Source organism: Geomonas propionica (assembly GCF_016458235.1).
GTDB classification, from domain to species: domain Bacteria; phylum Desulfobacterota; class Desulfuromonadia; order Geobacterales; family Geobacteraceae; genus Geomonas; species Geomonas propionica.
This window is the reverse complement of record NZ_JAEMHK010000011.1, coordinates 71,260-93,994: the sequence shown is the minus strand read 5'-3', so window position 1 is coordinate 93,994 and position 22,735 is coordinate 71,260. Positions and strand designations below refer to the sequence as shown.

The 22,735-nt window shown below is 62.0% G+C and carries 20 protein-coding genes; 7 read left to right on the top strand and 13 right to left on the bottom strand.

From position 1 onward, the window contains the following. Nucleotides 1-4 precede the first annotated feature (4 nt). Complete coding sequence (prsT, locus tag JFN90_RS14850) at nt 5-2,647, bottom strand: XrtA/PEP-CTERM system TPR-repeat protein PrsT (protein WP_199395906.1); 2,643 nt, start codon at nt 2,645-2,647, stop codon at nt 5-7. 465 nt (nt 2,648-3,112) lie between these two features. Here prsT and JFN90_RS14845 point away from each other — a divergent pair, with 465 nt between their 5' ends. Continuing rightward, nucleotides 3,113-3,874 (top strand): DUF4114 domain-containing protein, encoded by a 762-nt coding sequence (locus JFN90_RS14845; RefSeq protein ID WP_236019018.1) that lies wholly within the window; start codon nt 3,113-3,115, stop codon nt 3,872-3,874. A 113-nt stretch (nt 3,875-3,987) separates the two neighbouring features. On the opposite strand, the gene JFN90_RS14840 is transcribed toward JFN90_RS14845, so the two are convergent. The 4 genes from JFN90_RS14840 to JFN90_RS14825 all read right to left on the bottom strand — a co-directional run bounded on the left by JFN90_RS14840 (nt 3,988) and on the right by JFN90_RS14825 (nt 7,981). Next, nucleotides 3,988-5,082: a polysaccharide deacetylase family protein gene (locus tag JFN90_RS14840; RefSeq protein ID WP_199395905.1), complete on the bottom strand. Its 1,095-nt coding sequence runs from the start codon at nt 5,080-5,082 to the stop codon at nt 3,988-3,990. 96 nt (nt 5,083-5,178) lie between these two features. Next, a complete protein-coding gene (locus tag JFN90_RS14835; RefSeq protein ID WP_199395904.1) occupies nt 5,179-6,336 on the bottom strand; it encodes a GNAT family N-acetyltransferase in 1,158 nt (385 codons plus the stop codon). 11 nt (nt 6,337-6,347) lie between these two features. Further along, entirely contained in the window at nt 6,348-6,869 is a 522-nt protein-coding gene (locus tag JFN90_RS14830; RefSeq protein WP_199395903.1) for a hypothetical protein, read from the bottom strand. Between the two features lie 29 nt (nt 6,870-6,898). Continuing rightward, complete coding sequence (locus tag JFN90_RS14825) at nt 6,899-7,981, bottom strand: GNAT family N-acetyltransferase (protein WP_199395902.1); 1,083 nt, start codon at nt 7,979-7,981, stop codon at nt 6,899-6,901. Nucleotides 7,982-8,266: 285 nt separating this feature from the next. On the opposite strand from JFN90_RS14825, the gene JFN90_RS14820 reads away from it, so the two are divergent. Together JFN90_RS14820 and JFN90_RS14815 are read left to right on the top strand one after the other, a co-directional pair. Beyond that, nucleotides 8,267-8,983 carry a CAAX prenyl protease-related protein gene (locus JFN90_RS14820; protein WP_199395901.1) on the top strand — a complete coding sequence of 239 codons (717 nt, stop codon included), beginning with the start codon at nt 8,267-8,269 and terminating at the stop codon, nt 8,981-8,983. Nucleotides 8,984-9,135: 152 nt separating this feature from the next. Then, nucleotides 9,136-9,825 (top strand): choice-of-anchor N protein, encoded by a 690-nt coding sequence (locus tag JFN90_RS14815; protein WP_199395900.1) that lies wholly within the window; start codon nt 9,136-9,138, stop codon nt 9,823-9,825. Nucleotides 9,826-10,239: 414 nt separating this feature from the next. Here the strand turns inward: JFN90_RS14815 and JFN90_RS22640 are convergent, their stop codons facing one another. From JFN90_RS22640 to JFN90_RS14800, 4 genes are all read right to left on the bottom strand, one after another. Continuing rightward, on the bottom strand, nt 10,240-10,446 hold the full coding sequence (locus JFN90_RS22640) for a GSU3473 family protein (RefSeq protein ID WP_407931930.1): 207 nt from the start codon (nt 10,444-10,446) through the stop codon (nt 10,240-10,242). A 130-nt stretch (nt 10,447-10,576) separates the two neighbouring features. Further along, complete coding sequence (locus tag JFN90_RS14810; RefSeq protein ID WP_199395899.1) at nt 10,577-10,828, bottom strand: hypothetical protein; 252 nt, start codon at nt 10,826-10,828, stop codon at nt 10,577-10,579. Between the two features lie 56 nt (nt 10,829-10,884). Further along, complete coding sequence (locus tag JFN90_RS14805; RefSeq protein WP_199395898.1) at nt 10,885-11,703, bottom strand: flagellin N-terminal helical domain-containing protein; 819 nt, start codon at nt 11,701-11,703, stop codon at nt 10,885-10,887. A gap of 265 nt (nt 11,704-11,968) precedes the next feature. Continuing rightward, nucleotides 11,969-14,017 (bottom strand): M1 family metallopeptidase, encoded by a 2,049-nt coding sequence (locus tag JFN90_RS14800; protein ID WP_199395897.1) that lies wholly within the window; start codon nt 14,015-14,017, stop codon nt 11,969-11,971. A gap of 132 nt (nt 14,018-14,149) precedes the next feature. Between JFN90_RS14800 and JFN90_RS14795 the strand changes: the two genes are divergently transcribed. Beyond that, a complete protein-coding gene (locus JFN90_RS14795; protein WP_236019017.1) occupies nt 14,150-15,013 on the top strand; it encodes a ChaN family lipoprotein in 864 nt (287 codons plus the stop codon). Nucleotides 15,014-15,061: 48 nt separating this feature from the next. Here JFN90_RS14795 and JFN90_RS14790 read toward each other — a convergent pair whose 3' ends face one another. Next, the gene (locus tag JFN90_RS14790; protein WP_199395896.1) at nt 15,062-16,432 is read right to left on the bottom strand and encodes a porin; all 1,371 of its coding nucleotides are present in this window, start codon (nt 16,430-16,432) and stop codon (nt 15,062-15,064) included. A 167-nt stretch (nt 16,433-16,599) separates the two neighbouring features. Between JFN90_RS14790 and lexA the strand changes: the two genes are divergently transcribed. From lexA to dinB, 3 genes are read left to right on the top strand one after another with little or no spacing between them, the layout of a single operon-like run. Further along, complete coding sequence (gene lexA / locus JFN90_RS14785) at nt 16,600-17,205, top strand: transcriptional repressor LexA (protein WP_199395895.1); 606 nt, start codon at nt 16,600-16,602, stop codon at nt 17,203-17,205. A 4-nt stretch (nt 17,206-17,209) separates the two neighbouring features. After that, nucleotides 17,210-17,455 (top strand): hypothetical protein, encoded by a 246-nt coding sequence (locus JFN90_RS14780; protein ID WP_199395894.1) that lies wholly within the window; start codon nt 17,210-17,212, stop codon nt 17,453-17,455. A gap of 3 nt (nt 17,456-17,458) precedes the next feature. After that, nucleotides 17,459-18,688: a DNA polymerase IV gene (gene dinB / locus JFN90_RS14775; protein ID WP_199395893.1), complete on the top strand. Its 1,230-nt coding sequence runs from the start codon at nt 17,459-17,461 to the stop codon at nt 18,686-18,688. Nucleotides 18,689-18,761: 73 nt separating this feature from the next. On the opposite strand, the gene JFN90_RS14770 is transcribed toward dinB, so the two are convergent. Genes JFN90_RS14770 through JFN90_RS14760 form a run of 3 tightly spaced genes read right to left on the bottom strand, consistent with a single transcriptional unit; the run spans nt 18,762 to nt 22,592 of the window. Further along, nucleotides 18,762-19,931 (bottom strand): glycosyltransferase family 4 protein, encoded by a 1,170-nt coding sequence (locus tag JFN90_RS14770; protein ID WP_199395892.1) that lies wholly within the window; start codon nt 19,929-19,931, stop codon nt 18,762-18,764. 20 nt (nt 19,932-19,951) lie between these two features. Then, nucleotides 19,952-21,289 (bottom strand): putative sensor domain DACNV-containing protein, encoded by a 1,338-nt coding sequence (locus tag JFN90_RS14765; protein WP_199395891.1) that lies wholly within the window; start codon nt 21,287-21,289, stop codon nt 19,952-19,954. Nucleotides 21,290-21,305: 16 nt separating this feature from the next. Next, nucleotides 21,306-22,592, bottom strand: coding sequence for a nucleotide sugar dehydrogenase (locus tag JFN90_RS14760; protein ID WP_199395890.1), 1,287 nt, complete (start codon nt 22,590-22,592; stop codon nt 21,306-21,308). Nucleotides 22,593-22,735 lie beyond the last annotated feature (143 nt).

Here is a 22,735-nt window from a genome sequence, read left to right as displayed (position 1 = left end):
GCGCCTATTTCAGCTGAGCAAGCAGCGTCCTTGCCGCTCCGCTGTCGGGGGACTCCCCCAGCGCCAGGCAATCCTGCAGGGCCTTTTGTGAACGAACCTTGTCCCCCGCCTGGTGGTAGGCAAGCCCGAGATGGTAGCGGACGGTGGGGTTGCCGGGAAGAAGGGTCGCCGCCCGTTCCAGGAGCTTGACCGCGTCCTGATTACGCCCGTTTTTGTAAAGCGCGTAGCCGACCGTGTCGGTGATGCTCGGGTTCCCCGGCTCCAGCCGGTAGGCGCTGATGGCGAGCCTCAGGGCGTCCTCCTTTTTCCCGTAGCCGTCGGCGCTCAGGTAGGCAAGGTTGTTGAGAGCCGGGACGTAGCTGCCGTTGAGGGCGAGAATGCCGCGGTACATCGAGGCGGCCTCCTGCTTCTTCCCGGTCCCCTCCAAATGGGTAGCCAGCGCGAACCTGGCGGCCAGGGAGTCCGGCTGCGCCTTGAGCGCGCCCTGGAAGGCGGCCATGGCCTGTGCGTTGTCTTTTTTGGCACGGTACAGCTCTCCCAGAAGTACGCGCGCCTCGGCGCTTTTGCCATCGATGCGGATGGCCTGGTTCGCCTGGGCGATGGCGGAGGCCGTGTCCCCCGCCCCCTGGTAGACGTTGGCCAGGAGAAGGTACCCCTGCACCGAGGAGGGGCGGCTCGTGATCAGCCGCTTGGCCTGCTCCACAGCCTTGTCACCCTGTTTCATGGCGAGGTAGCACCCGACTTTGAGCAAAGCCCCCCGGTCAGGGTTCAGGGATGTGAGCTCGTCATAGGCCTTGAGCGCCTGCTTGTAATTCTTCTGCGCCACCAGGAGGCGCCCCTTCGCCTCAAGCGGCACGGGATTGCGCGGGTCGTTTTTCACCGCCTCGTCCAGCACATCGAGCGCCTTTTGCGGAGCCTTCTTCTTCTGGTGGTAGGCGGCCAGGGCCAGGTAGCCGTTCATGGCCCCCGTCTGCCGCGCCTTCTCGTAATAGCTAAGGGCATCAGATTCGCGGCCGGCGATCTCGCTTAGAGAGGCGAGCCCCAAAAGGGCAGCGACGTCTGCCGGGACCTTCGCGTGCAGGGCGGCCAGTTCGGCCAGCGCCCTGGGGTAATCGGCGCGGGCCGCGTAGTAGGCGGCGAGCTTTTGGTAGCTTGCTGCGAATAGAGGATCGGCCCGCTTGGCCGCCTCCAGGCTGCCAAGCGCCGCGGCCTCGTCTCCGGATAGAAACTTGAGCGCGGCCAGCGCGTTGTAAAGAGGTGCATCCCCCCTGGAGCCGTTAAGGCCGGCCTTTAGCAGCGCGACAGCCTTCTCGTTTTTCCCCTGCCTCTTGTAGCGGGAGGCGAGCAGCAGCCTGCTTTTCAGCACGTCCGGCGCTGCCTTCACCGCGGTGACCAGCTCACCCTCCCCTTCGGCTTCTCTCCCCCTGCTGAAATAGAACGCACCCTTCTTCAGGTGGGCGTTGACCAGTTTCGGGTCGAGCCTCGTGGCGCGGTCGAGTTCCCGCATACCCTCGTCGAACTGCCCCTGCACGAGGTAGGCGTTCCCCAGGATGTAGTGGGCCGTGGCATCCTCGTCGTTTACGGCGATGACCTTCTTGACCTCGCTTACCGCGTCGTCGACCCGTTTTTGGGCTAGCAGTATCTGGGCGGTCATGAGCCGCTCCCGGCGCGAGTCGGGAACCCGGTCCAGTATGATCCGGAACTGGCTCAGGGCCGTTTCCAGCTCCCCCTTACCGCAATAACTCATGCCGAGGAAGTGGTACCCCTCGAGAGTCGGTCCCAGTTTGATCGACTGCTGCAGCTGGGTTATGGCCTCCGCGTAGTTTTTCCTGTAGTAGGCGACCATCCCTTTTAGAAGGTAGCCCTCACCCCTCTTGGGATGTTCCTTGATCAGTTGGTCGGCTGCGGCCTCCGCCTGGTCCGGATCCTTTTTCTCCAGCATCAGGCTGGCGAGCTTGAAGCGCGCCGCTACCTGATTCTGGTCCAGTTGCAGGATCTTCTTGTAGATCGCCACGGCCCGGTCCCTCGCCCCGGCCGCAAGTTCCAATGACGCCAGCATGTAGTGCGCCTTGAAGTTGCGGGGATCGGCGTTGAGCAACTCGCCTAAAACTCCTCTGGCCTGCTCGACGTTTCCCATGGAGATATGGAGCGCCGCAAGCTCCAACTTCACCGAACCGCGTTTTGGGTCCGCCTGCAGGGATCGGGTCAGGTAGGAGAGTGCCTCGCCGTGTTTCTTGTTAAGGGCATAGGATACCCCGGTCACCTCTAGCCCCTCGGGGCTGTCCGGGTGCCGGGAAAGGTACTGCCCTGCCAGTTCGCGGGCACGATCCCACTTGCCGCCGGCGTTGCTGATCTTCGCCAGTTCCAAAAGCACGTCGTCCCGGGAGGGGTTCTGGGCGAGAACCTTGTTGAACTCCTTCTCGGCCTGCTCCGCCTTGCCCATCGCAGCGTACGCCTTGGCCAACTGAAAACGCGCCTCGAAGAAGTTGGCATCCTTCTCCAGGGCGTTCTTGAAATAGACCACAGCGGCAGAGGGGTTTGCGGCTTCAATCTGCTTCATCCCCTCGTCATAGAGATTTTCCTTGGTCTTGCTGCCGCAGGCCGTGCAGGCCAGGAGCACTATCAAGAGTAAGGGCAGTATTCTCACAGTAAAACCTCCCCCCGTCAGCAAAGCGGTACCGCACAGTGAGGCCTAGAACATTAACGCTATTGTCGGAAAATTTAACACCGAATGCGGCAATATCAAGACAGTACAAGAAAATTAAATGACAGGCAGTAAAGCGGTGAATGTCTTGTAACTGACGACATGATGGGCAGTTCATGGCTTCCACATTCAGGACATTCAAAGACTGCTGAGTAGCAGCGGACCCAAAAGTAACACATTGTCATTTGTTTTTGCAAATTAATTCTATTAAATATTTACACATCAACGGCCCTGATTTTGGAAGGGGAGGGGCGCATCTGTCGGGATTCATTACACCCGGGACAGCCCCCCCCAAGGCGGCGACACGGGAAAGTGCGACAAAACGGGAGCATATCCCGCCGGCTGCTGGGTGGCACGGTCGTTGCTAAAAATTAGCGCTGTTTAATTTTTTTGAAAAGGGGGAGTTAAATGAAACGAGTAGCAGTCATACTGACAGGAACCGCGCTGTTTCTGTCCACGGCCAATGCGATGGCGACAACCGTCGCCCAATCAGGCGGCGGAAACGGTTCGGAGTGGAACATGCAGCAGATACTCGACGGCATCACCGAAGGAGGCACGAGCCGCGTTAACGCCTTCGAGGATTTCTTCCGGGATCCGGGTGACGCCCTCTGGACCACCGGGGGAACCGGGAGTTCATCGGCAACCATGATCCTGGAGATCGCCGGCAACAGCTCCATCAACAGCTTCGGCATATACGACGCGAGCAACAAAGGTAACAAGGCCCCGCTTTTCAACGGCTACGCCGGCGAGGGAACCAAAGTGGGCTTTAGCTTCGATGAGAACTTAAGGCTCACCGTCGCCAACTACACCGAGCAGAGCTTCGCAAACTACAGCTTCGGCTCGGGGACCTTCGGCTTCTACTTGGACAACGGCAGCGAGACCTTCTACAGCGACACCTCGAACAACGTTGACGGTTTTGACCACATGGTCGCCTATGCCAGCCAGGGGGGACAGGTGAGGCTCCCCGGCAGTTCCACCTACACTCCCTGGCTGCAAAACGAGTACGTGCTTGGCTTCGAGGACACCTTTGGCGGTGGCGACAGCGACTACAACGACCTGGTCCTGATGGTGGAGTCGGTGGCGCCCGTTCCCGAGCCCGGAACCCTGGTCCTTCTCGGGGCAGGCTTTTTTTCCCTGGCAGTCTGCGCCAAGCGCAGAAAAAGCGCCTGAGCATTTCCCGCCGGTCACGACAGGTAACGCCGGTTCGGCGGTGGCTGTCCTGTCCTTGCGACCACTGTAAGACTCCCCGCCCCCAGTCCCCTGGGGGCGCCCCCCTCTGCCGGCTACGCCCTGGGCTGTAAGAAACCCGCGGCTCGCGCCCGCCGGGCCTCAGCATCGAAGACACCCGCGCGGCTCACCTGCGGCGGGAGGCGGGAGGCGCCGCAACAGCGATCGGGGCTCTGCAGTTCCCTGCCACAGGGGCAGAAATCCCCCAGGCGAACCTCCTTGAGCACCGAGCGCTCCATTCCCCTTTCCCGGGCGTAATGAAGGAACTGCTCAAGGCTCTCGAAGAACCTGCGGGTGTCGGCGTCGCTTCTGTTGAAGGGGGAAAGTCCCTTGACGAGGGAATTAGAATGAAAGAAGAGGTTCAGGTAGTTTATGCCCAGGCGCTCGAAGCGCTTGGCCAAATTGACCATCGACTTGCCGGACGCGGTCTCGGGGGAGAGTGCCACTTTGTTCAGGAGCCGGAGCCGGTCCAGCAAACCGCAAAGCCTCATCTGCTTTAGGGGATTTTTCCTCAGCAGTTCATGGGCACGGCTACAGATGTCGAAGTGGGGCTGCAGAAACCCCACCGAGGCAGGGTACTGCAGGAGTTCACCACTGTCGTCCGATGCCAGGATGTTTTCCGAGGAAAAGCGGTAAGGACGCGGAGGCACAGCGGAGTAGTCCACCCCGTTGCCCCCCCAGTCGGTATAGGAGGTGACCGAGGTGTCTATCTTCAGGCCGAGCTTTTGGATCGACCGGGCCGTGGAACTGCCGAAGGCCCACCGGCCGGCGCGGAACGAGACAGGGGTGACCCCGAAATTATCCCGGATGGCGTCTCTGAGTGTCTTCAGCTTGCGGTACTGCAGCTCCTCCGGAAGGTTGCACAGCATGCTGTTGAAGGAGCAGAGCGACTCCTCATAGGGGGGGGTGTTCCAGGGATGGCAGTGCATGCCGATCTCGCAGCTGTCCTTGGCAAGGAAGTGGGAGAACAGTTCGATGGCAAGCGGGTCGGTAGCGACCGGGTAGTTGATCAGGTAAGTCGGCCGAACCCCGTAACGGTCGAACAACGTCTGGAGCTCATGGAGCTTTAGCAGGTTTTTTAAGGAATAGCTCCTGTCGGTGTACTGCCCCCAGTTATCCTCTTCGGTATCGATGGTAACGACCAGAAACATGACCTTCACCTCCCAGACGGGGTGCCGCAGCAATTGAGGCAACAATCAGGAAAAAGTGGTGGTATGTGTCACCTGCAGGGTTATCAACGCGGACCGCTACTGCCTGAAGCGTTCCAGACAGTAGCGCACCACGCGGAATCTTTTCAGGTACAGTTTCCAGCCGTAGCTGGTGAGGTACTCAAGCGTCCCGGCCACAGAAGCCGGAAAGACTCTGATCACGCCGCTGGAACCGGTCTTGTCGGTCCACTCCATCTTCCAGGGCTCGCAGACCCCGCGCAGATCGCAGAGGGCGAAGCCCCCCTGGTCCCGACAATAGCTGAGCACCTCCTCAAGAAGCAGGATCCCCGGGGTCAGGTGGCGGTACCCTTCGTCGTAGCCGGTCTTCAGCACGAAAAGGGTTTTCCCCCGCGCGAGGCAGAAGCAGGCCGCCGTCACCCGGTCGTCAAGCCTCAGCAGGAACAGAAGCAGCGCCTGCTCTTGCATCGCCTGGCGGGCGAGGGCGCGATAGAAGGAGTCGGCGTCTTCCCTGCACTTTACGGCAGTGCCTGCCCTCCCCTTCCAGCTTCGGTACTCGGCGTCGAATACCTCGGAAAGGACCGCGTCGAGGCAGTCGCTCCCGGTAACCACCTGCAGGGAGAGGTGCCCTTCCCTCTGCGCTCTCTTGCGGCTTTGCCGCAGCGTTTTTTGCAGCCTCCCGGAAAGCCGCCCTGAAAGCTCGCTTGCGCAGGAGGGGACCTGCAGCCAGGGGGCGCAGGGGGTGAAGCTGTCGTAAAAGCATCCCCTTCTCGCCGCCAGAACTTCCAGAAAGAGCTGCGTGTTCGGGCCACCCTCCGGCATCTTGTCGATGGTGATGCCCTTCCCCGGGAAGAGCCTCTGGGCGGTGCTGAGAAATCGGGAAAGGGTCTCCCGGCGCCCCTGTTCCTCCACCAGAAAGTCGAAGCAGTGGCTCTCGCTGTTGGTAAGGGACCGGATGCCCAGTTCCCGGCGAGAGCTTTTACCCGGCGCCAACTGGCACGGGAAGATCCCCCTGACCTCCCCCGCGTGGCGGATTACCGTGACCAGGGGCTCCGCAGCGCCTCCAAAGGAATCCCACCAGCAGGTGAAGGCGCCATGGGTCAGGAAGACCCCCGCATCTCCATAGGCCGACGCCAGGCCGTTCCAGCGGGTAACGAGTTCGGCGGAGAAGGACCACTGCCGGTAGACGGTTGCCTCCCACTGGTCGGAGAGCTCGACTGTCAATGGTGTATTGGCCATCCCGCACCCCGCTAGTGGACCTTGCGCAGCCAGTCGGTCTTCCAAAAGTAGTAGCAGCAGCGGTCACACCCCTCCTTGTCGTAGAGCTCGGCGCCGTCGCAGATGACATCCCTCAGTACGAGGGTGTCCTTTACCCGCACCATCTTCCAGGCACGCTCGTCGAACATGGTCTTCACCGGTTTCAGCACGGTGAACCGCTTTCCCGCGAAACGCCACATGCCCGGCATAAACTGCAACTTCCCGCAGCAGTTGTTGCCGTCCAGCGTGCGCAGGATCTCCTCAGCCGTCAACACCTCGACCAGTTCCCCCGGCTGGAAGCACCCTCCATGAGCCGATGAGAGGAGATTGGCGGTACGGTTTATCACCGACGCACCCCCGGCACTGATCTCTTGTATGCCGCTGAAGCGGCTGACCAGGCGACGCTTGATGGCGCTGTTGATGCGCAGCGCAAAGGTCCTCGCCCTGTCGAAGAGGGTTAGGGGATGACCTGACTGATAGACCACCTGAAGTTGACACGTCCTTAGCCCTTCCATGGCATCCTCCATCACCGTACCTGCACGCCCTACCTAAGCAGCAGCTTCCCCGCCTGGCGGGCCATTCCCCACATTGCCGCGGCCACGCCGGCTGGCGACTTGCGCCACAGCCTCAGCTGCAGCGTACGCCTGCCCCCGGCGGCCCAGTGGAACTTGTACGCCTCATCCCCCTTGAGAAAGTCGTAGCTGCCGTACCCCTGCTCCAGGGCGCTCAGGATGCACTTCCCCAACAGCAGATGCCCTGCGCTGATCCTGGGGTTGAAGCCCTTGTCCACCGCCACCAGGTATAAAAAAAGTTCGTTTTTGTAGTCGAAATGGAGCAGCGCCGCGATCTCCCTGCCGTCCACCGCAAGGGTGTCTACCCGAAGCGGGTTTCCCGCGCGCCGGTTACGGAACCCCTGCAGGATGGGGCGCAGCCTCTCCCCGGACCTGCCGCTTACCCTCTCATAGAAGCTGAAGAAGCTCTCAAGCTCGGAGCAGGAGGGACCGACCATCTGCACGGTGTGTTCCACGCCCCCTTCCCGCTCCAGCACGGCCAGTTCCCTGACGAACTTCTTCCTGCAGCCGTCGCTTGCCGCAGCAGGCCAACCGTCCCGCAGTCCCTTGAGGGAGGTTACCGGACAGAAGGCTTTGCAGCCGAGTTCTGCATGTTTTCCCTCCTCATCGAGCCTGTTCAAAAAGCGAAGCAGGAAAACCGATTCGGCGGGGATATCCTGCAGGTGCAGCAGATCCCATGCCTGCCGCCCCTCACCCATGAGAAAGTCGTACAACCGGTCGGCGATCTCACGCTCGCATCCCTTGCGGCAAACGACGTCCAGGTAGTCGCTTCCCCCCTCCGGCCCTCCCAGGAAGCGGACAGTGCGCAACGGGAGCATGCCGTGGCCGGTCTCTATGTAGAACGGGGCGCACCCGACCAAGTGCCCCTTGTCCTGAAAGGCAAGCACGAAAAGCCTGCGGTTCGCTCCAAGGCAACTCTCGACCCAGGAGGAAATCCACTCCCAGGTGAGAAACACGCTGTCGGAAACCGAGGCGCTCAGCAGTTCGCTCCAGGAAGGCGCGAGGGAGAGCAACTCGGGGGGGGAATCGATGACGGTGATGGACGGTTTGCTCATTTCCCCCCGCGGCGCGAAGACAGCTTCCTCTCGAAGTCAGTGCCGCGCTTTTGAAGAAGATTCACTTCTGTATGTGACAGCAGAAATGGCCATGATGACTTAGTCTACAGCGTCGAAAAAATACAGCAACTGTCCCGGATGCTCTATGTGAAAGATTCCACAGAGGCAGTGGCCCTTCAATTTTGCTCCCTGACACATACCCCGCGAGAACCGTTTAGTATCAACCTAGGCCGCCAACTGCGCAGATGGACAGGGCACCGGCGGTATGCTTAAATTACTGTCATTATGATCGAGCTTACTGCCAAAATCACGCGCTTGGACCGCGGCACCTTGTACCGCGTCCTCCCCTTCGCCATCTTCATGGTCTTCATCGGCCTTGATGAAGTGGTGCGCCTTCTGGCCGGGCACCAGTTGCTTGCCAGCCCGCAACTTGCGCTGCATGCCCTGTACCCCGTCAAGGTCCTGTCCGTCGCGCTGCTTTTGTATCTGTGGCGTAGTCACTACGGCGAGTTGCAGCTAAAGGATCTGATGCGCCTCGAGACTTCATCAGCCTCAATTGCGACAGGTATGGCGATCTTTGTGCTGTGGATCAACATCCCCGTGACTTTGCCTCTTATACCCAGGCCGGCCGGCTTCGACCCGGCCCTCTTTCCGGAGGGGGCGGTCCGCGCAGTGATGGTTGCGACACGGGTGACTGGGGCCTTCATCGTCGTCCCGGTCATGGAGGAACTGTTCTGGCGCTCCTTCCTGCTGCGCTACATCATCGACCCGGCCTTCGAAAGAGTGCCGCTTGGGCGGTTCACCTGGGGGTCCTTTCTCGCGGCTTCACTTCTCTTTGGTCTAGAACACCACCAGTTCGCGGCAGGGGTCATTGCCGGCGCGGCATACAGCATCGTGCTGTACCGGACACACAGCCTCATGCAGTGCGTACTTGCCCATGCGGTCACCAATCTCGCCCTCAGCCTGTACGTGCTCCACACCGGAAACTGGCATTACTGGTAGAGGGCCTGCGGGGAGATGCATGTCGGCATAATTTACACTCGGGATCGAGTGCTCCCCCCGAGGCTACAAAATCAACGACTTGCGGATTGGCACCCGGCTTGCACCACACCTCAGCAACAGTACTCATAGGTCCCAAAAGGAGGTAACAAGCCATGAGAAAGTTTCTTCTAGCTACTGCACTGCTTCTAACAATGGCCATCAACGCCTATGCAGTCCCAACTCTTCAACTCGGCATAGACGGCGGCTACTATGACCCCATCACCGAAACGACCATTGCCAGCAGCCCGACCTTCGACCTGAAGGCATACCTTGTTCCGGACGCTGGCAATCCGATCTCCGACACCTACTGGATCTCGGTAGCGCTCCTTACCGCCAACGGCAGTAAGGTTGACACCTCAGCAAGCCTGGGCAGCTTCAGCTTCGCCGGGACCAGCTACGACGTAACGGCGGACATGAGCTACGGCACTCCCCCGCTCGCGTACCTCAAGCAAGATGACCTGCCGGGACATGGCATTTTCCCGACTTACTTCATCGAAAAAGATTTCCAGTTTTCAGGCTCCGACTTCCTGAACCCTGCGATAAACACGCAGGATGGAAGTACGGCAAACGGGGTTACCCAGTACTGGAAAAGCTTCGCGGTTGACGTTACCGGGTTGGACAGCGGCTACCTTCTCCACTTCGATCTCTACAACGTCGACGGCACTCAGGTAACTGAATTTGCACCTTTCTCTCACGACGCTCAGAGCGGTCCGCCGGTGGTACCGGAACCGGCAACCTTGCTGCTGCTTGGCACCGGGTTCCTTGGCCTTGCCATCTATGGCAAACGCCGCAGAAACGTCTAGTATCGAATAGAAATATTCGGCCGGAAACAATGAGGCGGTGTCACTTGGTGACACCGCCTTTTGCGTCATTCAGCACCGGTGACGGGAGAATCCCGGACTACCCAACGAAGCCCCCTGCGGCGCTGCCAGAACCAGGAACCGTGTCGGTACTCAGCGTAAATCAAGCGCGCATAAGAAAAGGCGTCCTCTGGAGGATGTCCTGCGAGAAGATATCTTCCCCCCGAGTTTGGGAAAAAGACAGATGACCGCATAAAAAAAGGCGCCCTCTACTGAAGACGCCGTCGAAACCGCATATGGGAAACAGAAAGTCCGAATTCACCGAACAAAGTGGGCTGCTCCCCTTTGTTCGGTTGCTTTTGTCAAGGAATCCGACATGGTGCATGGCATGTGTAAAGGAGTCCGACAATTCCACTTTTAAGCGGCGGCTTTTCCCATCTGCCTTCGCTCAGGCCCCTGGTAGGGCTTTTTGCTTCGAGACGACCGGACCGGATCTACGCCGACCGTCACCCAACCGGAAGAGCGCAAAAACCTTGAGACGACGCCGGCCTCGATCAGACTATTCAGCATATAGTCCTTCACGTAATCGTACCTTTTGTTTGTCCAATGCACTTGAACCAGCATACCCGCCCCCTCGCGCCGCAGCGTCTGTTACTGACCGTTTTTCTCAGGGACTCATGATGAAAAAACGTGTGCAATATTCACACCTCCCTTATCAATAAACTGGTCTGGCGGCTGGTTATCCGGGTGGCGGCTAGAACTGTCCCAAAACCACCCGGGCCTGCCTCGAAGAGATGCTCAAGGGGGTGCCACCCCCTTCATGGGCACGTGCCAGGCGCAGCATGTTGGCTGCTTCCTCCCTGAGATCGTGAACCGAGGAGCCTTGGTCCGCGGATGGTGGCAGGTCCGGTGTGTGGAACGCGGAACCTGCCGCGCTGTTGCAACAGGCATTTTCCTGCGGCTGCAATAACGCCTGACCGGGCTGACTTGAATCAGAGTAGTCCATAGCCGCTCCTTGTTATGCAGAGGGCGGGATGGCCTGGGCCATCCCGCCGGCAGGTTCTAGAACAGCTTGAGGATGGACTGGGCGGCCGCCGACGAGAGGCTGAGCGAGGTGGTGCCCAGCGACTGGCGGGTCTGCAGCATGAGCATGTTGGCGCCTTCCTCGTTCATGTCGGCGAGGGTCAGGTTGTCGGCGCCGGTCTGCAGGGTATTGATCATCTCGTCGGTGAAGCTCTGGCGGGTGGTGATGATGTTCAGGTTGGCGGCCAGCGCCTGTGTGTTGACCCTGAGGGTCGAGATGGCGGTGTCCATCTTGGCGGTGTCCGTGGTGATATCAGAAACGGTCTGCCAGCTGCCGCTGGCCGCGGTGAGGCTAAGGCCGCTGGAACTGGCCACGAAGCCGACCACGTCCAGGGTCGAGCTGGCGTCCTCGTTGAAGTTGACGGTGAGGGTGTTGATCGAGCTCAACAGGTTGAGGCCGCGGTAGCCGGAGTCGGAAGAGAGGTTATCGATCTGACTGCGGATGGTGTTGTACTGGTTCGCCAGCTTCGACTGGACGGTGGTGTCGCTGGTGGAGAGGGCGGACTGCGCCACGCCTTTGGCGGCGTTGATGAGACCGGTGATGGCGGTGATCCCCGCATTGGTCGCGTTAACCGTCTGCACCGCCTCGGACATGCCGTCCTTGCGGTCAGAGAGGTCGCTCGCGCGCTGGTTGGCGTTCTGGGCGGCGAAGTAGTTGGTGGGGTTGTCTAGGGCGCTGTTCACCTTCTTCCCGGAGGAAAGCCTCTGCTGGGTCCGGTTCAGCAGCTGGCTTGTGTTCTGCAGGTACAGAAGGTTGGTCCTCATGCCGGCGGTCAAAGAGATATCACTTACTGTCATGGCGTAACTCCTTTTCTGGGCGACCCGGCGTTCTGCCGGTGGTTTTCCAACCGTTGGCGCTGCTCGCACGGAAAAAGGTCGCAGAGTGGCCAGTCCGGCGCCCCCTCCGCGCGCACGATAGACTGCTTATCGACGCGGGCAAGCATAACTTAAGTAATTTTTAATTCAAAAAAATCAATTTTAATACAAGGCGATGCGGGGAGGGCACGGAACGAAAGGTGGGGAATCCGGCGCCCCCAGGTCAGGGGAGGCGCCGGAAACTGTTCTAGGGAGTGGGATGCGCAAAGCGGACCATGACCTCGCCGTCGGAGGGAGGAGCGGTCGCCTTGCGGCGGTTGGCACCGCCTGAGAAGAGAAGGTAGCCGTATTTGCCGTAGTGGGTCACTTTGGGACCATAGACGGCGGCTGCCGCCTGCGATCCCGGCTCGAAGATCGCGACCACCCCCTTGGCCGGGGCGCTGCGCTGCAGCACCGCGAAACGGAGCATGTCACCCTCCCCCCCCTCGCCTGCGGGGAGGACCGCTGCAGCGCCGGTCGGCAAGAGCGAGCGATCGCGGGGGAGTCCGCAAAAGAGAAGGTCGTGCCCTGCCAGCTGCGCCGGTTTCAAATCCGCCTCGTCGACCACTGCCGCCTTCGCCTGAGAGAGAGAGGAGAGAAAGCTGCGGAAACTATCGCGTTCGGCCCGGCAGCTCCGGGTGATGACCCCGATCAGGTTGCCCGACCCCTTGACGCTGTTCACCGTAGCCGGGATCTCGCCGGGAGAGAGGATACGGAAGATCTCGGCGTCGGGATCGAGCAGGAGGCGCTGCGGCTCACCCGGCGCCGTGAGGTCGAAGGAAGTGGCATCCTGCGCCGGGACCGGCAAGAGCCTGGTAACCGCCCCCGACGAACTCTCCAGGCGCAACGGAACCCCCTGTGCGAAGTACGGCGGCGATTGCCTGACCGTCCCGTTCACCTTCCATCCGGCTCCGGAGCGTCGGCTCTGCGTGTCGCTCAGCGCCAGCCGCGGCCCCCCCTTCCCCTCGATGAGCGGCCTGATCTGCGCGAGGTCCCGGCCCGACCTCTGTTCGAAACCGCGCAAAAGATCGCTCCAGGAGGCGGAGCGGTACATCCGCTGCCGCGCCAGCTCCCGTAGCGCGCCGAAAAAGGCGGCGTCCCCGATCCGGGACCGGATCATGTGGAACACCATGGCGGACTTACCGTAGCCGATGGCCCGGGAGGCGGGGTCATTGCGGCTTACGAAGGCGGTAAGCGGAAAATCGTTGTCAGGGGTGACCAGGGAGGCGTAGTCGATGAGGAGTTGCCTGCGGTATTCCGCCCCCTCGGCCTGCGAGCGGCGCTCCTTCAAGAGGTAATCGGCCAGGTAGGTGACCAGCCCCTCGCACCAGTTTCCTTCGGAGAGGTTGACATCGATCCCGTTGCCCCACCAGGAATGGGCGATCTCGTGGGGGAGGCTGGTGTCGACGATGAAGGGGAGCCTGATCACGGAACCGCCGAGCAGAGTGAAGGAGGGAAAACCGTAGCCGGTGGGAAAGAAGTTCTCCACCACGGCGAATTTCTCGAAGGGATAGGGGCCGAAGAGCTCCTGGTACAGGGTGAGGTATTTCGCCGCAGCGTCGAGGTAGCGCGGCGCCAGTTCCGCATTGTCACGGTAGAAGTAGCTGTAGAGGGTGATGCCCGCCGCCTTGCGCTCCTCGACCAGGTACGGGCCGGCGCATAGCGACAGAGCCCCGACCGGGTTGTTCTCCTGCCACACCGATCGGGTGGCGTCGCCGGAGGTTTCCCTGGCCAGCCGGGCGCCGAAGGTGATGGCTTCGATTCCTGCCGGCGCCGTGATGGCGACCTTGCGGCTGGCGGGGACCTGGTCCGGCACCGGGTACCAGTAGGCGCCCCCCCCCAGGAAGGTCCCCTCGCTGCCGATGGTGGCGTTGACGCCGTAGCTTGGGTCCTCCCCCGCCGCGGGGTGTCGGGAGACCTGGTCGTCGAAGTTGGCCCGGTAGGAGATCGCCACGCTGTCTTTCCCCTCGGGGAGTTCCAGGTCAACCGCACCGGAGCGGAATGTGAAGGGAAGGTCGCGACCAGTGCAGCGTACCGACTCGACGCGAGCCTGGCGGGCGAGCCTGAGACGGACCCTGCGGCTTCCGGGGGCGAAGACAATGCGGCTTTCACCGGAAAGAGCGTGCCGCGCAGGATCGAGGCTCACCGCTATCTCCTGGCTCACCACGGCTCCCTCCCCGGTCGCCGAGGCGAGGCAGGGAAAGCCCGCCAAAAACAGCATAAAAAGCAGCGACGACAACATGTAAACCACCCGCATGCGCACCTCCTTAAAGCAGGACGCCTCGCGCCGGGTGACTCTGGCACCGCCGGCAAGAAGCAATTAAAGTTGTGATCTTAGTGGCGTTGGTGTAGGCTGCAGTTTCCAAACCAGCCAGACCCAGGACCTCAGATGACCATGCCCAAAACCATCGCCTTGTTCTTCGTCGCCCTCTGCACCTTGACCCTTCCTTTTAGCGCAGTCGCCGGCCAGGCCATCACCCGCGTCAGCGACCGCCAGCCGGTTTCCCTGCAGCAGCTTTGCGCCAAGGCCGAGGCCGCCGACCTGGTCATGATCGGCGAGGTGCATGACCAAACGGCTCATCACGACCTGCAGCTGGAAGTGATCCGCCAGCTCAAAGCCCGCAAGCTTCCCTTGGCTGTCGGCGTTGAGGTGATGCAGTCGGACAATCAGAAGGAGCTGGACGCCTTTCTGGCAGGCACCATGTCCGAGGCGGATTTCCAGCCGGTGTTCGCCAGGAACTGGTCTTACGACTGGCGCCTTTACCGCGACATCTTCCTGTTCGCCCGGGACAACAAGATACCGATGATCGCACTGAACGTCCCCAAGGAACTGGTGATCAAGGTGTCACGCCAGGGTTACGCGACGCTCACCGCTGAGGAGCGCAGAAAGCTCCCCGAAGGCACCACCTGCGACGTCAACAACCCGCACACCGAATTCCTGAAGCAGTCGTTCGGCGAAATCTTCAAGCGCTCAGCCAGGGGACGGGTCTTCGACTACTTCTGCGAGGCGCAGACCCTGCGCAATTCGGGAATGGCGACCAACATCAGCCTGTACCGGAAGAAGGCCCCGAAGACCAAGATCGTCGCCCTGACCGGCATCTGGCACGGGGTGAAAAACGCGATCCCGGAGCAGCTCTCACGTAGCGGCGCCAAGCTCTCCACCCTGGTCGTCATGCCCGAGATAGCTGAGTTCAGCGGCGGCAAGGCCTCGCCCGAGGTCATAGACTATCTGGTCAGCTTCCCCTCCCCTTGAGGGGAAGCGCCACCTTAAGATCATTCCCCTCCGATTGCAAGTCTTCCCTTAGAAAAGTTTGTTCCAGATCAGCGTGACGCCGTTGCCCGACCGCCCGTTGCGCATCACCCCCGACTCCCAGCTCCAGGCGAGGTAAAGCGACGAATCCCAGACGAAGGCGCTGTCGATGGCGACGGTGGCGGCTGCCCCGTGCATCTCGTCGAAGTCGACCCGGTTATTGCCCACCGCGCTGGAGCGGTCCGCCCAGATGTAGGAGCCGATTGTGCTCAGGTAGAGAAAGAAGGCGAGTTCGCGGCGGTAGCCGGCACTGGCGGTGGCGTAGCCGCGCGCGAGCACCCGGTCGTAGATCACGCCGGAATAGTGGGGCCAGGCGAGGTCGTACTGCTCGCTCGGGAAAGGCGCGCCGTCCAGACGGAAGGCGTTAAAGCGATCCCCCTTCCCCGCGGCGGTCACCCCGCCGTAGAGACTGAACAGGAGCCGGTTGCGCTCGGAGAGCCCCGGCACCCCCGCCGCGGCGACCAGATGCCCCTCCACCTGGGTGTAGTCGCGGTTGCCCGGGTCCCCTGCCCCTCCCTCCCCCTGCCACCGGTCCCGGTGCAGGTAGTCAATGTCGAAGCCGGCCGCCACACCCTGGTGCGGCAGCTCCAAAAGGTTGCGGCGCAACCCGTCGTAGCGGCAGCGCAAGCGCGCCCCGTACAGCGGGGTGTTGGGAGGGACCCAGAGGCCGGGGGCGGTGTCTTTCTCGGGGTGGGCGTAGAAGTACCCCCCCCGCGCCACTAGTTGCACCCTGAAGTCATTATCTACCTGGAAGGGGTGGACCGGCCGGCGCCAGCCGACGCCAAGCGAGCCGAGCAGCACCCCGTGGTAAAGCGCGGTACCCCGGATCTCCTCGCCGTCACGAAGTTCCCTCCCCGCGACCGGAAGGGTGTCGCTGTCGAACTGTGCCACCAGGTCCCAGCCGCCCAGGTCGCGCAGGTAGTCGAGCTCGTTGACGAACACCGCCACCATGGCCCGGGCGGCGCTGTGCTCGGTGATGCGCCGGTGGTAGAGGGCGGCCACCGGGATGACCGGACTCTGCCCCTGGGCCGGTGCCAGAAGCGACGCGCCCACGGTGATGGAGGTCATGTTGGTGCGGTCCACCGCCGGGATGTCCACCTGCTGCCCCATGAAGGTCACCCGCTTCGCCTCGCCGGCCAGCGGGGTGTGGTAGACCGGCTCCTCCGCGGCCAGGCACGGCGAGTACGGGTGCAGGAGCAGCCAGGCGACTAGCGCGACGAGCGCGAGCCGGATGCCCGGTCGGCATCCGCCCCCGTAGGCGCCCCACGTACCGGGCCGTCGGCATCCTCCCCCAAAGCTTCCGGCTTGTTCCCCCTGCCCACACCACCTTGCGCCCTTTGTCTGCGTTGCCTTATTTGCCATGGCTGCCTCCGTTTTCGCTTGGACTGGCGCTGCACCACCAGGAACAACGATTCACTATAATTGGAAAAAACCAATACTCAAGGAAGCCACCCCAGCCCACTTTGCTGTTGACAGGGGTTGGTTACCATTTAGTATGGTTGCCACAAGGTAACCAGGAGGTGATACGGATGGAGCAGTTGACGCCACGGCAACAGGAAGTGCTGGACATCGTTTCCCGGCACATAGAGACCTATGGGTACCCCCCCACCCTGCGCGAGATCGGCGCCAAGCTCGGGGTGAGCGGCACCTTGGGGGTGTTGAAGCACCTGGAGGCGCTGGAGAAGAAGGGATATCTGCGCCGCCAGGAGGGGAGCACGCGGGGGATCACATTGAGCCGGCAGGGGCAGGGGGCGAGCCTTCCCATCGTGGGAACGGTGCGGGCCGGGGCGCTACACCCGGCCATCGAGGACGTCGAGGGACATTTCACCATCGACCGCTCGCAATTGGACAAGGGGGGGACCTTCTTCCTGCGCGTCAAGGGGGACTCCATGATCCACGCCCACATCAAGGAGGGTGACCTCGCCCTGGTGCGCCCGCAACCCGACGCGAACAACGGGGACATCGTGGTGGCCATGGTGGCCGGCGAGGCGACCCTGAAGCGCTTTTACCACGAGGCGAACCGGATCCGCCTGCAGCCGGAGAACCCCAACTACGCTCCCATCATCGTCCAGGAAGGCGACGGCGAGGTCTCCATCGTGGGGAAAGTTGTTGGCATCTATCGGCAGATGGAGTAATTTCATGCAGCGCCTGTGCGACAGTGTCAGGGTAGCGGCCATCTTCGCCCCTGGCGCCGGGATCCGGCCGGTCTGGTTCGAGTGGCGCCGGCAAAAGTGCTGCATCACCCGCCTGGCATACTGCTGGAAGGACTCCATGGGGGGCGCCACCCGCTTGCACTTCGCGGTCTGCGACGACAGCAACCTCTACGAACTGATGTACGACACCTCCGACCAGAACTGGACCCTCGTGGGGGTCGAGGAGCAGTAGGACTTGGCAGAGAACAGGATCATCCTGCACATCGACATGAACGCCTTCTTCGCTTCGGTCGAGCAGCAGTCAAACCCCGCCCTGCAGGGAAAACCGGTGGCGGTGATCGGCGCGGCCAAGCGCACCATCATCACCACCTGCTCCTACGAAGCGCGGGCCTTCGGGGTCAGGACCGGGATGAACAGCTGGGAGGCGCGCCAGAAGTGCCCGGAGCTGATCTTCGTGGTGGGGAACAACAAGAAGTACAGCTACACCTCGAAGCAGATCATCGGCATCATGCGTGAGTACACGCCGCTCGTGGAGGTCTTCTCCATCGACGAGGCCTTCCTCGACGTGACCGGGAGCTTGAGCCTGTTCGGCTCGGCCGAAGAGATCTCCCGAATGATCAAGGAGCGCATCAGGGAACGCTTCGGCCTCACCTGCTCGGTCGGCATCGCGCCTAACAAGCTCCTGGCCAAGCTCGCCTCGGACATGCAGAAGCCGGACGGGCTGACCGTGATCGCGCCGGACCAGGTGGCCCGAGTCCTGGAGCGGCTGCCGATCCAGCATCTCTGCGGCATTGGGGCGAAAACCCACCAGCAACTGGCGGCTTTTGGCATCAGGACCTGCGGTGAGCTGGCGAGATTCCCGGTCGAGGTCCTCAAGAAGAAGTTCGGTGTCACCGGAGAGCGGCTGCACTACATGGGGCTCGGTGTGGACGACACCCCGGTGGTCCCCGAGGAGGAGGCCGAGGAGGTCAAGAGCGTCGGTCACAGCACCACGCTGGACACGGACCGTAGCCTGCGCTCGGAGATACTGGCGGTACTGCTGCAACTCTCGGAGATGGTGGGAAGGCGCGCCAGGAAATACCGCGTCACCGGCAAGACGGTGACCCTCACCGTCCGCTACCCGGACTTCACCACCTTCTCCCGTCAGATGAGCCGTTCCGCCCCCACCAACAACAGCGATGAAATCTACCGGGACGCGGTGCAGATCCTGGATCAACTGGAGCTGGCCCAGCCGGTGCGCCTATTGGGTGTGCGTCTCACCAACCTGAGCCACCAGGCGGAACAGCTGCCCCTGTTCGAGAGCGAACGAAAAAAGGCGCTCGTGACGAGCGCCATGGATCACGTCAACAACAGGTTTGGGGATTTTTCCGTTACTTTCGGCACCCTGCTCGGCAAGGAGTGCGGCGCCAAGGTGATCTCGCCGGCCTGGAAGCCGGAGGGGGTGCGCAACGTCGACGCTGACTGAAGGCGTCACGGCAGACAAGGAGCTAAGGGGAGCGATGCCGCACCGGTCTACGCCGGTCTATTCGGAAGCGGCATCACAGCTTCCGGATCAGTTGTAACAAGAGGCTGCCGTTAGCCGCCGGGTTGAAGTAGCGCTTGCACTTGTCCGCCCCGCTTAGTCCGATTTTGGCAACTGTTTCAGGGTGATCGAGGCAGTATTCGAGGGCGCCGGCAATGGCGGAGACGTTGCCCGGCTCGACGATGATGGCGTCCTCCATGTGACTCAGGTAGCGACGCACGTCTCCGACGTCCGAGACGATGACGGGGTTGCCGGTGGCAAGGTACTCACCGAGCTTGAAGGGGAACCCGGCGTTGGCGTAGGTCGAGCCGGTTCGGGTGACACACAGGACGTCCGCCCCCAGCAGGAACCGGTAAAAGGCGCTGTCATCCAGGTAGCCGATGTACTGTATGGCGGGGTTCGCGGCGATGCGCGGCTGGTACAACTTGACGCTGGCCCCGGTGCCGCACAGCATCAGGGTGCAGTTCCCCTTCTTTTGCTGCACCGTCTCGAAAGCGTCCAGCAGCTGGTCGATGCCATCCTTTTTGGCAAAGGACCCCGCGTAAACGATCCGCATCGGCCCCGGCTCCCGCCCGGGGCGGTTTTCCACCGCGCACCGGGCCGAGATCGGGATCAGGCACAAGGGGACCGACGCCGCCAGCTTCTTGCCGTAGAGTCCCCTTAAATAGTTAGAAATCACCACAACCCCGTCGGCAAGCCCCAAGAAGAACCGGTCCAGGACTTCCCCCGCCAGCCACCTGATCTTCCCCGGGAGGCTTAGCTTGTCCTCAATGAAGGTGTTGTCCTCCACGATGTCGAAGATGACCAGGTACCCCAGACGCTTCGCCGCCAGGATGAAGAGGACATTTTCCAGGGTAACCCCGCCGTAACTGTAGAGGACGTTCCTCCCCCCCGGTATCCGCCACCGCTTCAGTGAATCCACCCCCTCCTTCAGGTACCGGTACAGCGCCGGAACCAGGGACCGGTCCAGCTTCAGGTCGGCGCCGATGCGCCGGTACTCGGTCCCCAGGTAGCTCCCGGCTTGCTCCTCGTCCGCGCCCTCATCGGTCGACCGAAGCTGCAGTACCCTCGTTGTCGTCGACAAGACGTTCAGGTAGTCCAGAAAATGCTGGATCCGTTTGGTCGATGCCATGCCGGAGGGGTACCCGAATTTACCCATGAACACCACGTTGATGTCGTTTCCCATGACTGGCTCTCCGTTTCTCCCTAAAACCCCGGCACGCCTGTCGGGACTTGGTCCCAGTAGGTGACCGAACCGTTATGCCAGCGCACGATCTGGACCGTTTCGTCCTGCGAGATCACGATGGCTATGGCCTGGTGCAGCCGCTGGCAGAGGCGGTATGCCGCCCGGTGCCTGGTCCCCACCCCCTCGCTCAGCACCGACTCGCACTGCCCCCCCTCGGTGTCCAAGGCGTGCGCCACCATCCCCACGCTGTCCAAATCCCCGGAGATTACCCCCCCGAAGCCGAGCAATTCCTGCCGCTTAGTGATGACCACCGCGCCGTCCACGGCGGACAACGCCGCGATGAAGTGGGCGACGTCGAAGATCGCCTCGTCGAGGAGGGCGATGTTCTCATTCTTGCTGTTGACGTACTCGAGCCACCCCACCATCCTCCCCTCGTCGGCAGCTCCCCCGTTGATCTCGGCCAATGTATTCATGATGCGCAACGTGAGCGAGAGAAAGCGCTGCCGCGAATCGAATTCCAGGAACTGGTATTTCAGGGTCAGGTACGGGTTCTGTTCCATGATCTCGTCGGCCATCTCGGCAGGCAGGTAGACCAGCAACCCGCCGTGGTTGGAGTTCCTGATCACGCTGATGATGCGACGGATCGCCTGCTGGCCGATCTTTGAGCCGAACTCGGGGTCGAGGCTGGCCCAGGGTCGCTCCGCCCGCTCCCGTGCCTTGCGGTGCAGTGCGAAGGTCTCGTCGTTCAACGGGGCGAGGCTCTTGGTCATCCAGCCGGAGTTGAACACGTCCAGAGACGGACAGTTGATCTGCCCCCCGTTTAGGGAGGCGATGATCTCGTCCCCGAGACAGACCGAGATCTGCCCCGGCCCGGTGACGTAGACCACCAGGCTGGGCGGCATGGGAGGGGAGGTCTTCCTGCCGCCGTACACGGCATGCATCCAGCGGGTCCCGGAGTGGAGCAGCCCCCAGATCTGCGCCCCAAGCGCCGGATCGATAAAGATGCCGATCAGGGTCCGGTAGAAGTCGGCGGCCGGGGCCAGGCGGTGCAGTTCGTACTCGTTGAAGGGGCGCGTCCTGGAGAAGATGAGGCGGTGCATCCCGGTAGGAGGGCCCTCTTGGGCCGCGAAAAGGTAGGAATCGCGGATGATGAGCCGGAACATGACCGGACGCTCCTCCTCGCGCAGGAGGCTCGCCTGGTAACAGGTGGAGATGACCTGCTCCAGCACCCCGCGCTCAGGAAGCTGCAGGCTCCCCTGCTCCGCCTTAGGGCAGACCCGGTCCAGAAAGGCCTCGTCGCGCCACCTGGCGTAGATGAAGGCAACCAGTTCCCTGGGGTAGCTGTGTCCGTCTCTCATCCCCTCCCCCACGCCTTCACAGGCACCAGACCCGGATCCCGGCCGCCGCCATCTGGTGGGTGTCGTAGATACCTTTGACGTCGATGAGGACCGGGTTCTCGACCATGAGGCTCGCGAACTTGGCCGGGCTCCACTGCCGGTAGGCGTCGTGGGCCACCGCGACCACCACGGCGACCGCAGGCTGCAGGCGGTCCGGGTCCTTGAGGGTCACGCCATAGGCGCTCCTCGCCTCCTGGGTGTCGGCCATGGGGTCGCAGACCTGGACCTTGAGGCCGTAGTCCCCCAGCTCGTTCAGGATGTCCACCACCTTGGAGTTCCTCAGGTCCGGGCAGTTCTCCTTGAAGGTGAGCCCGAGCACCGTGACGTAGGAGCCGAGCACGTGGTGCCCCGCCCGGATGATCTCCTTCACCGCGCGCTGGGCAACGAACTTACCCATACCGTCGTTGATGCGCCGGCCCGCCAGGATCACCTGCGGGATGTAGCCGATCTTCTCTGCCTGGTAGGTGAGGTAGTAGGGGTCGACGCCGATACAGTGTCCCCCTACCAGCCCCGGCTTGAAATTGAGGAAGTTCCACTTGCTCCCCGCCGCGGCGAGTACCTCGCTGGTGTCGATGCCGAGCCGGTCGAAAATCAGGGCCAGCTCGTTCATAAGGGCGATGTTCAAGTCGCGCTGGGTGTTTTCGATCACCTTGGCGGCCTCAGCGACCTTGATCGAGGGGGCGCGGTGCACCCCCGGGACCACCACCTCGGAGTACACCGACGCGATCACGTCCAAGGTGCGCGTGTCCTGTCCCGACACCACCTTGAGGATGCTGGTAAAGGTGTGCTCCTTGTCGCCGGGGTTGATACGTTCCGGGCTATACCCCACCGTAAAATCGGCCGGGCTCTTCATCCCCGAGACCCGTTCCAGGATCGGGAGGCAGATCTCTTCGGTGACGCCGGGGTAGACCGTGGATTCGTACACCACGATGTCCCCCTTCTTGAGGGCCTTGCCCACGGTCTCCGACGCGCAGCACAACAGGGTGAGATCCGGCTGGTTGGCCGGGTCGACCGGCGTCGGAACGGCCACCACGTGAAAGTCCGCCTCGCGCAGGTCCTCGATCCTGTTGGTGTAGCAGATGTTCGCGCTGACCAGCTCCTCGGTGCCCACCTCGCCGGTCCGGTCGCACCCCGCGCGCAACTCGTCGATCCTTCTCGTGCTGATGTCAAAGCCGATGGTGCTGCGCACCTTGCCGAACGCCACCGCCACCGGCAACCCGACGTAGCCAAGCCCCACCACCGAGATCTTTCGTCCATGCCCCATGCTGCACCTCCCTTTGCCGGCATCCCTGGTGGTGCCGGTCCGCTCTCGCCTGCGTCACGTACGCCCCTCCCCCTGCAGCGCCACTAGAGGCTGCGTGGCGGGGTCCACGAAAAAAACATTAGGCAATTTTAAGGTATTTGTCG

Bases quoted from the DNA above. Each gene is read 5' to 3' on its own strand.
- JFN90_RS14845 (WP_236019018.1), top strand. From the start codon at position 3,113: ATGAAACGAGTAGCAGTCATACTGACAGGAACCGCGCTGTTTCTGTCC.
- JFN90_RS14840 (WP_199395905.1), bottom strand. From the start codon at position 5,082: ATGTTTCTGGTCGTTACCATCGATACCGAAGAGGATAACTGGGGGCAG.
- JFN90_RS14835 (WP_199395904.1), bottom strand. From the start codon at position 6,336: ATGGCCAATACACCATTGACAGTCGAGCTCTCCGACCAGTGGGAGGCA.
- JFN90_RS14830 (WP_199395903.1), bottom strand. From the start codon at position 6,869: ATGGAAGGGCTAAGGACGTGTCAACTTCAGGTGGTCTATCAGTCAGGT.
- JFN90_RS14825 (WP_199395902.1), bottom strand. From the start codon at position 7,981: ATGAGCAAACCGTCCATCACCGTCATCGATTCCCCCCCCGAGTTGCTC.
- JFN90_RS14820 (WP_199395901.1), top strand. From the start codon at position 8,267: ATGATCGAGCTTACTGCCAAAATCACGCGCTTGGACCGCGGCACCTTG.
- JFN90_RS14815 (WP_199395900.1), top strand. From the start codon at position 9,136: ATGAGAAAGTTTCTTCTAGCTACTGCACTGCTTCTAACAATGGCCATC.
- JFN90_RS22640 (WP_407931930.1), bottom strand. From the start codon at position 10,446: ATGCTGGTTCAAGTGCATTGGACAAACAAAAGGTACGATTACGTGAAG.
- JFN90_RS14810 (WP_199395899.1), bottom strand. From the start codon at position 10,828: ATGGACTACTCTGATTCAAGTCAGCCCGGTCAGGCGTTATTGCAGCCG.
- JFN90_RS14805 (WP_199395898.1), bottom strand. From the start codon at position 11,703: ATGACAGTAAGTGATATCTCTTTGACCGCCGGCATGAGGACCAACCTT.
- JFN90_RS14800 (WP_199395897.1), bottom strand. From the start codon at position 14,017: ATGCGGGTGGTTTACATGTTGTCGTCGCTGCTTTTTATGCTGTTTTTG.
- JFN90_RS14795 (WP_236019017.1), top strand. From the start codon at position 14,150: ATGACCATGCCCAAAACCATCGCCTTGTTCTTCGTCGCCCTCTGCACC.
- JFN90_RS14790 (WP_199395896.1), bottom strand. From the start codon at position 16,432: ATGGCAAATAAGGCAACGCAGACAAAGGGCGCAAGGTGGTGTGGGCAG.
- lexA (WP_199395895.1), top strand. From the start codon at position 16,600: ATGGAGCAGTTGACGCCACGGCAACAGGAAGTGCTGGACATCGTTTCC.
- JFN90_RS14780 (WP_199395894.1), top strand. From the start codon at position 17,210: ATGCAGCGCCTGTGCGACAGTGTCAGGGTAGCGGCCATCTTCGCCCCT.
- JFN90_RS14770 (WP_199395892.1), bottom strand. From the start codon at position 19,931: ATGGGAAACGACATCAACGTGGTGTTCATGGGTAAATTCGGGTACCCC.
- JFN90_RS14765 (WP_199395891.1), bottom strand. From the start codon at position 21,289: ATGAGAGACGGACACAGCTACCCCAGGGAACTGGTTGCCTTCATCTAC.
- JFN90_RS14760 (WP_199395890.1), bottom strand. From the start codon at position 22,592: ATGGGGCATGGACGAAAGATCTCGGTGGTGGGGCTTGGCTACGTCGGG.